General features: G+C 71.5%; 7 protein-coding genes. 3 read left to right on the top strand and 4 right to left on the bottom strand.

The genetic code is table 11. The annotated features are described in order from the left end of the window. Window positions 1-14 precede the first annotated feature (14 nt). Window positions 15-1,133, top strand: coding sequence for a CaiB/BaiF CoA transferase family protein (locus tag QH283_RS21650; RefSeq protein ID WP_432420760.1), 1,119 nt, complete (start codon window positions 15-17; stop codon window positions 1,131-1,133). A gap of 34 nt (window positions 1,134-1,167) precedes the next feature. Here the strand turns inward: QH283_RS21650 and QH283_RS21655 are convergent, their stop codons facing one another. Both QH283_RS21655 and glgP read right to left on the bottom strand, forming a co-directional pair. Then, complete coding sequence (locus QH283_RS21655) at window positions 1,168-2,529, bottom strand: NCS2 family permease (RefSeq protein ID WP_280504807.1); 1,362 nt, start codon at window positions 2,527-2,529, stop codon at window positions 1,168-1,170. Between the two features lie 183 nt (window positions 2,530-2,712). Then, complete coding sequence (gene glgP, locus QH283_RS21660; protein WP_280504808.1) at window positions 2,713-5,280, bottom strand: alpha-glucan family phosphorylase; 2,568 nt, start codon at window positions 5,278-5,280, stop codon at window positions 2,713-2,715. A gap of 121 nt (window positions 5,281-5,401) precedes the next feature. Here glgP and QH283_RS21665 point away from each other — a divergent pair, with 121 nt between their 5' ends. Together QH283_RS21665 and glgB are read left to right on the top strand one after the other, a co-directional pair. Beyond that, window positions 5,402-7,405, top strand: a complete 2,004-nt coding sequence (locus QH283_RS21665; protein ID WP_280504809.1) for an alpha-1,4-glucan--maltose-1-phosphate maltosyltransferase — start codon at window positions 5,402-5,404, stop codon at window positions 7,403-7,405. Continuing rightward, on the top strand, window positions 7,402-9,597 hold the full coding sequence (glgB, locus tag QH283_RS21670) for a 1,4-alpha-glucan branching protein GlgB (RefSeq protein WP_280504810.1): 2,196 nt from the start codon (window positions 7,402-7,404) through the stop codon (window positions 9,595-9,597). Before QH283_RS21665 ends, glgB begins: the two co-directional genes overlap by 4 nt. Before the next feature lie 33 nt (window positions 9,598-9,630). Here the strand turns inward: glgB and QH283_RS21675 are convergent, their stop codons facing one another. Beyond that, window positions 9,631-10,491 (bottom strand): tetratricopeptide repeat protein, encoded by an 861-nt coding sequence (locus QH283_RS21675; protein WP_280504811.1) that lies wholly within the window; start codon window positions 10,489-10,491, stop codon window positions 9,631-9,633. A 61-nt stretch (window positions 10,492-10,552) separates the two neighbouring features. Then, entirely contained in the window at window positions 10,553-10,945 is a 393-nt protein-coding gene (locus tag QH283_RS21680) for a DUF3817 domain-containing protein (RefSeq protein WP_280504812.1), read from the bottom strand. Window positions 10,946-11,187 lie beyond the last annotated feature (242 nt).

Here is an 11,187-nt window from a genome sequence, read left to right on the forward strand (position 1 = left end):
GCGCGCGCGACGGGGTGGTGATCGCCTACTTCGGCCGCGTGCTCGCCGGCCCCAACCCCACCTTGCTGCTGGCCCACCTCGGCGCCGTGGTGGTCAAGATCGAACGCCCGGGCGCGGGCGACGACACCAGGCATTGGGGCCCACCCTGGTCCGGTGACGAATCGACCTACTTCCTCGGTGTGAACCGCAACAAGCGCTCCGCCGCGCTCGACCTGTCCGACCCGGCCGACCTGGATGCCGCGCGCGCCCTGGCGGCCCGCGCCGACGTGCTGGTGGAGAACTTCCTGCCCGGCACACTCGACCGGCTCGGCCTCGGCTACGAGCAGGTGCGCGCCCTCAACCCCGACATCGTGTACTGCTCCATCACCGGCTTCGGCCGCGACAACGCGCTGCCCGGCTACGACCTGCTGATCCAGGCGGTCGGCGGCCTGATGAGCATCACCGGACCCGACCCAGGGACGCCGACCAAGGTCGGGGTGGCGGTGGTCGACGTGATCACCGGCATGCACGCGGCGCTGGGCATCCTGGCCGCGCTGCGCCATCGCGACCGCACCGGCGAGGGCCAGCGCGTCGAGGTGGACCTGCTGTCGTCGCTGCTGTCGGCGCTGGCCAACCAGACCTCGGCCTATGTCGGGGCCGGGGTGGTGCCGGTGGCCATGGGCAACCGGCACCCGAGCATCGCGCCCTACGAGGTGTTCCGGGCCGCCGACCGGCCGCTGATCCTGGCGGTGGGCAACGACCGGCAGTTCGCCGCGCTGACCGAGGTGCTCGGCGCCCCGGAACTGGCGGCCGACGAACGCTTCGCCACCAACACCGCGAGGGTCGCCCATCGCGCGGAGCTGAAGAAACTGCTCGACGAACTGCTCGCGCGAGACACCGCCGACGCCTGGGCCGACGCGCTGTCGGCGGCCAGAGTGCCATCCGGCCCGGTCAACGACATCGCGGACGCGGTGGCCTTCGCGCAGAAGCTCGGCATCGACCCGGTGGTCACGATCGACGATCCGCACCGGGACGCGCCGGTCCGCCAGATCGCCAACCCGATCAAGCTCAGCGCCACACCGGCCACCTACCGCAGCGCCCCGCCGCGGCTGGGCGAGCACACCGCGACGGTCACGCAGACCTCGCCCGGCTAGCGCTCGCCCCAGGTGTCATGTCATTAAGCAGTTGTCATTCGGCCAGGAAGAAGAAGTATCCGAGGAAGATCACCAGCAGCCCCCACATCACGGGGTGCACCTCCCGGAACCGGCCGCGGGCGGTCATCACGATCGGGTAGAAGATCATGCCCAGCGCGAGACCGTTCGCGATCGAATAGGTCAGCGGCATCATCACCACCGTGATGAACGCCGGGATCGAGTACTCGAACTCGTTCCACTCGATCTCGCCGAGCGCGCGTGCCATGAGCACGCCGACCACGATCAGGGCGGGCGCGGTCACCTCCCCCGCGCTCGCCACCACCGTGAAGACCGGATAGCAGAACATGGCGGCGAGGAACCAGCCCGCGGTGGTCACCGCGGTCAATCCGGTGCGGCCACCGGAACTCACGCCCGCCGTCGACTCGACATAGGCCGTGGTCGTCGAGGTGCCGATGACCGCGCCCGCGGCGGTGCCCACCGAGTCGGCGGCGAAGGCCTGCATGGCGCGCGGCAGCCTGCCCTCCGGGGTCAGCAGCCCGGCCTGCTTGGCCACGCCGATCAGAGTGCCGGAAGCGTCGAAGAAGTCGACGAACAGCATGGTCAGGACGACGATGGCCATCTGCCCGGTGAAGGCGTCGGGCAGGTGCGCGATCGCCTCGCCGAAGGTCTCGTCCAGGCCGCGCGGCAACGCGAAGATCCCGTCCGGCACATCGACCAGTCCGGTGAGCAGGCCGACCAGCGTGGTCAGCACGATGCCGTAGAGCACCGCGCCGTGCCAGCCCTTGACCAGGAAGATCACCGTGATCAGCAGCCCGAACAGGGCGAGCATGGTCGCGGGCTCGGTGAAGTCGCCGAGGGTGACGAAGGTGGACTCGCTGGCCACCACGATGCCCGCGTTCTTGAAGCCGAGGAAGGCCACGAACAGGCCGATGCCCGCGCCGACAGCGAGCTTGAGCTGCAACGGGATCGCGTCGAGGATGCGCTCACGGATCTTGGTGACGGCCAGCAGGAAGAAGATGACGCCGGACAGGAAGGTGCCCGACAGCGCCACCTGCCAGGGGATGCCCATCCCGATCACCACGGAGAAGGCGAAGAAGGCGTTGAGCCCCATGCCCGGCGCGAGCGCGATCGGGTAGCGGGCCCACAGGCCCATGACCAGCGTGCCGAACACCGCCGCCACCGCGGTCGCGGTGAACACCGCCTGCATGGGGATGCCCTGCTCGCCCAGCGCGCCCTGGTCACCGAGAATGCTCGGGTTGACGGCCAGGATGTAGGACATCGCCAGGAAGGTGATCGTGCCCGCCATGATCTCGCGGCGGTAGGTCGATCCGTTCTCGGTGACGCCGAAGTAGCTGTCGATGCGACCAGGGCCGCTCGGCCGCGTCGGGGTTGCCATGGCGGTTCTCCGGTCGTGATGGGGGAAGGGTGGCCCCAGGCACGTTAGCGGAGGATTGGCCGGCGCCCGCGACGACCCGACCGCACTCGTGACCGCCCTCACCGGCGACCGCACCCGGCCCCGCCCGCGCGCACGGCTTCGGCGACCGCGGCGCGAACGACGGCCCGGCTGCGATCAGCTCGGTCAGGGCGCGGCGACCAGCCCCAGTTCGGCGGGCGAGGCCAGCAGCGGGTGGCTCGGCAGCACCCGCACCGTGTACCCGACCGCGCCGGACACCGACAGCGACGTCTGCACGGTGAACACCTCGGTCCCCGATTCGCCGCCCGCGTGCGCCATCTCGACGCTGGTGACATCGGTGAGCTCGTCGTCGACACCCACCCGGCCCAGCACCGCCTGCACCCGCACGTCCGCGACCGACAGCCCGCCCAGATCGATCCGCGCGGTCAGCGACAGCGGAGCGCCGATGACCGGAGTGTCGGGCAGGCCCGCGCTGTCGACCTGCACCACCTTGACCGCGCCCCAGGCGCCCTCGACCCGCCTGCGGTACTCGGCGAGCGCGCGGGCCCCGGCGAAGTCGTCGGCGCTCACCCGGCGGAAGGCGGCGGCCGCCGGCGCGTAGTACTCCACCGCGTAGTCGCGCACCATGCGCGAGGCCAGCACCTTCGGGCCGAGGGTCTGGAGGGTGTGGCGCACCATCTCCACCCAGCGCACCGGCAGGCCGGCGGCGTCGCGGTCGTAGAAGCGCGGGGCCACCGCGCGCTCGAACAGCTCGTAGAGGGCGGCGGCCTCCAGATCGTCGCGGCGGTGCTCGTCGCGCACGCCGTCGGCGGTGGGGATGGCCCAGCCGTTCTCGCCGTCGTACATCTCGTCCCACCAGCCGTCCCGGATGGACAGGTTGAGACCGCCGTTGAGCGCCGACTTCATGCCCGAGGTGCCGCACGCCTCCAGCGGGCGCAGCGGGTTGTTGAGCCACACGTCGCAACCCCAGTACAGATACCGGGCCATGGACATGTCGTAGTCGGGCAGGAAGACGATGCGGTGGCGCAACTCCGGGTCGTCGGCGAAGCGCACGACCTGCTGGATGAGCGCCTTGCCGCCGTCGTCGGCCGGATGACTCTTGCCCGCCACCACCAGTTGCATCGGGCGGTCCGGGTCAAGCAGCAGCCCGCGCAGCCGCTCGGGATCGCGCAGCATGAGGGTCAGCCGCTTGTAGGTCGGCACCCGGCGCGCGAAGCCGACGGTCAGCACGTCCGGGTCGAACACCTCGTCGATCCAGCCGAGCTCGGCCTCGGCGGCGCCGCGCTCCAGCCAGGAGATCCGCAACCTGCGGCGCACCTCGGCGACCAGCGTGGCCCGCAGGGTGTTGCGGGTCGACCACAGCTCACCGAGGTCGACCTCGCGCAGCTTCTCCCAGCCGCGCCCCTCCTCGACCAGCTCGGGACCGACCAGCTCGCGCGCCTTGTCCACCCATTCCCTGGCCGCCCAGGTGGGCGCGTGCACGCCGTTGGTGACCGACCCGATCGGCACCTCCTGCGGATCGAAGCCCGGCGACAGCGCGGCGAACATGCCGCGGCTCACCTCGCCGTGCAGGCGGGAGACGCCGTTGGCGCGCTGGGCCAGCCGCAGGCCCATGTGGGCCATGTTGTAGACCGAGGGGTCGGCCTCGCGGCCCAGCGCCAGGATGCGGTCCACCGACAGGCCGGGCAGCAGCGCCGACTCGGCCTCGCCGTGCGCGCCGCCGAAGTAGCGGCGCACCATCGGCATCGGGAACCGGTCGATGCCGGCCGGGACCGGGGTGTGGGTGGTGAACACCGTCGAGGCGCGCACCACGGTCAGCGCGGTGTCGAAGTCCATGCCGGTGGCCACGTACTCGCGGATGCGTTCCACCCCGAGGAAGCCGGCATGGCCCTCGTTCATGTGGAAGACCTCGGGATCGGGCAGCCCCTCGGCGCGGGTGTAGGCGCGCACCGCCCGCACGCCGCCGATGCCTGCCAGGATCTCCTGCTTGATGCGGTGGTCCTGATCGCCGCCGTAGAGGCGGTCGGTCACCGCGCGCAGGTCGGCGTCGTTCTCGGCGATGTCGGAGTCGAGCAGCAGCAGCGGCACCCGGCCGACCTGGGCGATCCACACCCGTGCGCGCAGCACCCGGCCATCGGGCATGGCCACGTGCACCAGCACCGCCGAGCCCTCGCTGGTGAGCAGGCGCAGCGGCAGCCCCTGCGGGTCCAGCGCCGGGTAGTGCTCGATCTGCCAGCCGTCCGCCGACAACGACTGCCGGAAGTAGCCGGAGCGGTACAGCAGGCCGACACCGATCAACGGCAGGCCGAGATCGGAGGCCGCCTTCAGGTGATCGCCCGCCAGGATGCCCAGGCCGCCGGAGTAGTTCGGCAGCACCTCGGTGACGCCGAACTCCATCGAGAAGTAGGCGATGCCCGCCACCTCGTCCTCGCGGCCCTGGCGCTGGAACCAGGTGGCCGCGCCCAGGTAGTCGCGCAGATCGGCGGCGGCCGCGTCGACCAGGGCGAGGTAACCGGGGTCGGTGGCGAGTTCGTCGAGCCGGGCGGCGGGGACCTCGCCGAGCATCCGCACCGGATCGTGGTCGACCGCACGCCACAACTGCGGGTCGATGGCGGCGAACACGTCCTGCGTCGGCGGGTGCCAGGACCACCGCAGGTTCGTGGACAGCTCACCGAGAGCCGCCAGCCGCTCGGGCAGATGAGCACGGACAGTGAACCGACGCAATGCCTTCACCGGCAGTACCCTACACGGGCCCGCTGGCCCCCGCCGATCATGAAACCGGCCGTTGACACAGCTCAGCGGGCCGAACGGCCACACCCGTCGCGGTCTCGGATCGTCCAGTAGGTTGGTGCACGTGACCGGCCGCATCGCCATCGATGACACTGCTCCCTTTATCCCCGGCGGCCGCCCGGCCAAGGCGGTGGTGGGTGAGGTGTTCCCGGTGCGCGCCGTGGTGTGGCGCGAGGGGCACGACGCCGTCGCCGCCAACATCGCCGTGCGCGCCCCCGGCGCGAACCGGCCTTCCCGCACCAGGATGACCCCGGCGGCCGAGCCCGACGTCTTCGACGCCGTCTTCGTCCCGCACACCCCCGGCCTGTGGACCGTGCGCGTCGAGGGCTGGAGCGATCCGATCGCCACCTGGCGTCACGCGGTCGAGGCCAAGCTCGCCGTCGGCCAGACCGCGGCCGATCTGGCCAACGACCTCGAGATCGGGGCCAGGCTGTTCGAACGGCTCGCCCAGACCGTGCGCAAGGCCGAGTTCGAGAAGCTGCGGGCGGCCGCGACGGCGCTGCGCGGCGACGACCAGCTACCCGCCCGGGTCGCACCGGCCTTCTCCGCCGAGATCGCCGAGATCCTGCGCAACCATCCGCTGCGCGAGCTGGTCACCCGCGGCCCGGCCCACCACGTGCTGGTCGAGCGCACCCGCGCGCTCTTCGGCTCCTGGTACGAGTTCTTCCCCCGCTCCACCGGCGGCCGCGACGCCGACGGCAACCCGGTGCACGGCACCTTCGCCACCGCCGCCGCCGAGCTGCCGCGCATCGCGGGCATGGGCTTCGACGTGGTCTACCTGCCACCCATCCACCCCATCGGCGAGGTGAACCGCAAGGGCCCCAACAACTCCCTGGTCGCCGGCCCCGGCGACGTCGGCTCCCCCTGGGCCATCGGCTCGAAGGACGGCGGCCACGACGCGATCCATCCCGCGCTGGGCACCGAGGCCGATTTCACCGAATTCGTCGCCGCCGCCGGGAAACTGGGCCTGGAGGTGGCTCTCGACCTCGCTTTGCAGTGCGCCCCCGACCACCCGTGGGTGCGCGAGCACCCGGAGTGGTTCACCACCCTGCCCGACGGCACCATCGCCTACGCCGAGAACCCGCCGAAGAAGTACCAGGACATCTATCCGCTGGACTTCGACAACGACCCCGACGGCCTCTACGCCGAGATCCTGCGCGTGGTCCGGCACTGGATCGGCCTCGGCGTGAAGATCTTCCGCGTCGACAACCCGCACACCAAGCCCGCCGACTTCTGGGAGTGGCTCATCGCCACGGTGCGCGAGGACGACCCCGACGTCATCTTCCTGTCCGAGGCGTTCACCCGCCCCGCGCGCCTGTACGGTCTCGCCAGGCGCGGATTCAGCCAGTCCTACACCTATTTCACCTGGCGCACCGCCAAGTGGGAGCTGACCGAGTTCGGCAACGAGCTGGCCGCCAAGGCCGACGAGGCCAGGCCGAACCTGTTCGTCAACACCCCCGACATCCTGCACGAGAGCCTCCAGCACGGCGGGCCGGGCATGTTCGCCATCCGCGCGGCGCTGGCCGCCACGCTGGCCCCCACCTGGGGCGTGTACTCCGGCTTCGAGCTGTTCGAGCACCAGGCGGTGCGACCGGGCAGCGAGGAGTACCTCGACTCCGAGAAGTACCAGCTGCGCCCGCGCGACTTCGCCGGCGCGCTGGAGCGCGGCGAATCGCTCGAGCCGTGGCTGACCCGGTTGAACGAGATCCGCAGCGCGCACCCGGCGCTGCAACAGTTGCGCTGCATACATTTCCACCACGTCGACAACGACGCCCTGATCGCCTACTCCAAGTTCGACCCCGCCGGCGGCGACGCCGTGCTGGTGGTGATCAACCTCAACCCCTTCGGGCCGGAGGAGGGCTTCCTGTCGCTCGACCTGCCGGCCATCGGCCGGGAGTGGCACGACCACCCGGTGGTGCGCGACGAGGTCAGCGGGGAGGAATGGCACTGGGGTCAGCACAACTGGGTGCGTCTGGACCCGGTGCGCGCGGTCGCGCACATCGTCGCGCTGCCGCCGGTCCCGCCCGACGCCCGCGCCGCCCTGGCCCACCGCAGGAGCCTGCGATGAGCGGCCGAACGGGGTCCGAGCGCGGCGGCCCGCTGGTCGCGACCCGCGACCTCATGCTGCTCGCGGCGGGCACCCACCGCGACCCGCACACCGTGCTCGGCGCGCACCCGCACGCCGAGGGCACCGTCGTGCGGGTGCTGCGCCCGCACGCCGAGTCGGTGCGCGTGCGCGTCGGCGGGCAAGAGCATCCGCTCGAGTTCGTCGGCTACGACATGTTCGCCGGTGTGCTGCCCTATCCCGAACTGATGGACTACCGGCTGGCCACCACCTACCCCGGCGGGCACACCGTCGAGTCCGCCGACGGCTACCGATTCCTGCCCACCCTGGGCGAATTCGATCTGCACCTGATCGGCACCGGCCGCCACGAGCACCTGTGGCACGTGCTCGGCGCGCACCCGCGCCGCTACGACACCCTCGACGGCCCGGTCGCCGGAACCTCCTTCGCGGTGTGGGCCCCGAACGCCCGCGGCGTCACCGTCTTCGGCGATTTCGACAGCTGGGGCGCGCGCACCGCCCCCATGCGCGCCCTCGGCGACTCGGGCGTCTGGGAGGTCTTCGTCCCCGGCGTCACCCCCGGCACCAGGTACAAGTACCGGGTGCACGGCGCCGACGGCCGCGTCGTCGACCACGCCGACCCACTGGCCTTCGCCACCGAGGTGCCGCCGCGCACCGCCTCCGTGGTCACCGAGAGCCACTACACCTGGCACGACGAGCAGTGGCTGGCCCGCCGCGCGAGCACCGACGCCACCCGCTCCCCGATGAGCGTCTACGAGGTGCATCTCGGCTCCTGGCGTCCCGGCCTCGGCTACCGAGAACTGGCCGAACAGCTGGCCGACTACGTCCGCGAGGCCGGTTACACGCACGTCGAGCTGCTGCCGGTCGCCGAGCACCCCTTCGGCGGCTCCTGGGGGTACCAGGTCACCTCGTACTACGCCCCGACCGCCCGCTTCGGCTCCCCCGACGACTTCCGCTCCTTCGTCGACCACCTGCACGGCGCGGGCATCGGCGTGCTGCTGGACTGGGTGCCCGCCCACTTCCCGCGCGACGAGTGGGCGCTGGCCCGCTTCGACGGCACCCCGCTCTACGAGCATCCCGACCCGCGCCGCGGCGAGCAGCCCGACTGGGGCACCTACGTCTTCGACTTCGGCCGCGACGAGGTCCGCAACTTCCTGGTCGCCAACGCCCGCTACTGGATCGAGGAATTCCACATCGACGGCCTGCGCGTCGACGCGGTGGCCTCCATGCTCTACCTGGACTACTCACGCGGCGGCGACTGGGAGCCCAACGTGCACGGCGGCCGGGAGAACCTGGAGGCCGTCGCCTTCCTGCGCGAACTCAACGAGGTCGTGCACCGGGCCCACCCCGGCGTGGTCACCGTCGCCGAGGAGTCGACCACCTGGCCGGGGGTCACCCGCGGCGCCGATGTCGGCGGCCTCGGATTCACCATGAAGTGGAACATGGGCTGGATGCACGACACCCTGGGTTTCCTCGGGCGCGATCCGATCCACCGGGCCTACCACCACCACGAGATCACCTTCTCCATGGTCTACGCCTGGAGCGAGAACTACGTGCTGCCCATCAGCCACGACGAGGTGGTGCACGGCAAGGGCACGCTCTGGACACGGATGCCCGGCGACGACTTCGCCAAGTCCGCGGGCGTGCGCGCGCTGCTGGCCTACATGTGGGCCCACCCGGGCAAGCAACTGCTGTTCATGGGCCAGGAGTTCGGCCAGCACCGGGAGTGGTCGCACGACCGCGGCCTGGACTGGGAGGATCTGGACAACCCGCTGCACCGCGGCATCGCCACCGCCGTGCGCGACCTCAACCGCGTCTACCGGGCGACGCCCGCGCTGTGGAGCCAGGACACCACGCCCGGCGGCTATGCCTGGATCGAAGCCGACGACCGCGAGCGCAACGTACTGGCCTTCCTGCGCTACGGCGCCGACGGCTCGGTGCTGGCCTGCGTGTTCAACTTCTCCGGGACCACCCACGGCGAGTACCGCCTCGGCCTTCCGGTCGCGGGCGAGTGGACCGAGGTGCTCAACACCGACGCGATCGAGTACGGCGGCTCCGGCATCGGCAACCTGGGCGCGGTGCGCACCGAGGAGATCCGCTGGCACGGCCGCCCCTACTCGGCGACCGTGGCGCTCGCACCCAACTCCGCCGTCTGGCTGGCGGGCCCGACCGTCTGAGCCGGGCCCGCCGCCGACTCGTGGCGTCGCGGGTCAGTACAGCGCGGCGGCGAGCTTGCGCCGGGCCGCCACCACGATCGGCTCGGCCGGGTCGAACAGCTCGAACAGCTCGAGCAGATGCGTGCGCGCCTTGGTGCGCTCGTCGCCCGCGGTGCGCTTGACGACCGCGATCAGCCGGTCGAAGGCCGCCTCCGGCTGCTGCTGGAGCACCTCGAGGTCGGCGGCGTCGATGGCGGCGTCCACATCGCCCGGGGCGGCGTCGGCGGTGGCGATCGCCGACTCGGGCAGGTTCTGCGCCTTGGCCAGGAACTTCACCTGCCGCAGCGCGGCCTTGGCCTCGGCGTTGGCGGGCTCGGCGGACAGGATCGCCTCGTAGGCGGCCTGCGCGCCCTCGAAGTCGCCGCGCTCGAGCGCCTCCTCGGCGGCCACGAACCGCGGGTCCTCCGGCTCGGGCGGCGCTTCCCCGCCCGGGCCCTCCAGCTTGCCCGCCACGGCCTCGACCACCGCGTCGATCCACTGGCGCACCTGCGGCTCGGGCTGCGCGCCCTCGAAGTCGGCCAGCGGCTGGCCTGCCGCGATGGCGATCACGGTCGGGATGCCCTGCACCCGCAGCGCCTGCGCGATGCGCATGTTGGGCTCGGCCTCGACCGCGGCCAGCGCCCACTTCCCGCCGTCGGCCTCCACCATGCGCTGCAATGTCCGCACCAGCTCGACGCTGCCGGGACTGCGCTGGGAGTAGAGGGCCACGACGACCGGCACCTGCATGGACCGGTGCAGGACCTTGGCTTCGAAATCGACTTCCGAGACGGCGTGGTCACCGCTGGGCGCGCCGCCGGAAGCTCCCGGGGCGGCGGGCGGCTGCTTCAGACTGGACAGATCGACCGCCCCGGACATGGCGGCGGCGATCGCTGGCGAAGGACGACGTGCTGCTGGTCGAGTCACGGTTCCCAGTTTGTCACGAAGCGGCGCGCGCCGGGGCGGCCGCATCCGTCGTTTTCGCCAGGACGGCGCCGTCGGCCGACGGCTCGGCGAGCTTGCCGGTGCGCACCGCCCACACCTCGAAGGCGACGGTGCAGAACGGCGGAATGCTCGACAGCAGCGCCAGAACGGTGGTCTTCCAGTTCCACTCGAACTCGCGCGCGGTCAGCAGCGCGGCGAGCACGAACAGCACGAAGACGGCGCCGTGCGCCGGGCCGAAGATCTTCACGCCGATCTCGTTGCCCTCGGCGGGCAGGTACTTGAAGGCCATGCCGATGAGCAGACCTGCCCAGGACACGGCTTCCAGAACGGCGAACAGACGGAACCTACCGGCGACGGTGCGCGGGTCGAAAGAGGCCATGCCGCCCATTGTGCCGCACCAACTACGTTCGGTCGTAGTCGCACCGGTCACACCGGACGGAACGGACAGATCGGGCGCTCTCTCCCTTCCCGCGCGATGCCTCGGGCGGCATGGAAAACAACAGCGCCCGGCCCTTTCGGACCGGGCGCTGCCGGATGTCCGCGGGCACGGGCCCCGTGTCGCGGACCTGGACGATCAGGGCCGGTCAGACCTTGACGATCAGGGCGTCGCCCTGCCCGCCGCCGCCGCAC

This window comes from Nocardia farcinica (assembly GCF_029867845.1).
GTDB classification, from domain to species: Bacteria; Actinomycetota; Actinomycetes; order Mycobacteriales; family Mycobacteriaceae; genus Nocardia; species Nocardia farcinica_A.

Coding starts and splice junctions, on each gene's coding strand:
- glgB (WP_280504810.1), top strand. CDS start 7,402: ATGAGCGGCCGAACGGGGTCCGAGCGCGGCGGCCCGCTGGTCGCGACC.
- QH283_RS21680 (WP_280504812.1), bottom strand. CDS start 10,945: ATGGGCGGCATGGCCTCTTTCGACCCGCGCACCGTCGCCGGTAGGTTC.
- QH283_RS21675 (WP_280504811.1), bottom strand. CDS start 10,491: ATGTCCGGGGCGGTCGATCTGTCCAGTCTGAAGCAGCCGCCCGCCGCC.
- QH283_RS21655 (WP_280504807.1), bottom strand. CDS start 2,529: ATGGCAACCCCGACGCGGCCGAGCGGCCCTGGTCGCATCGACAGCTAC.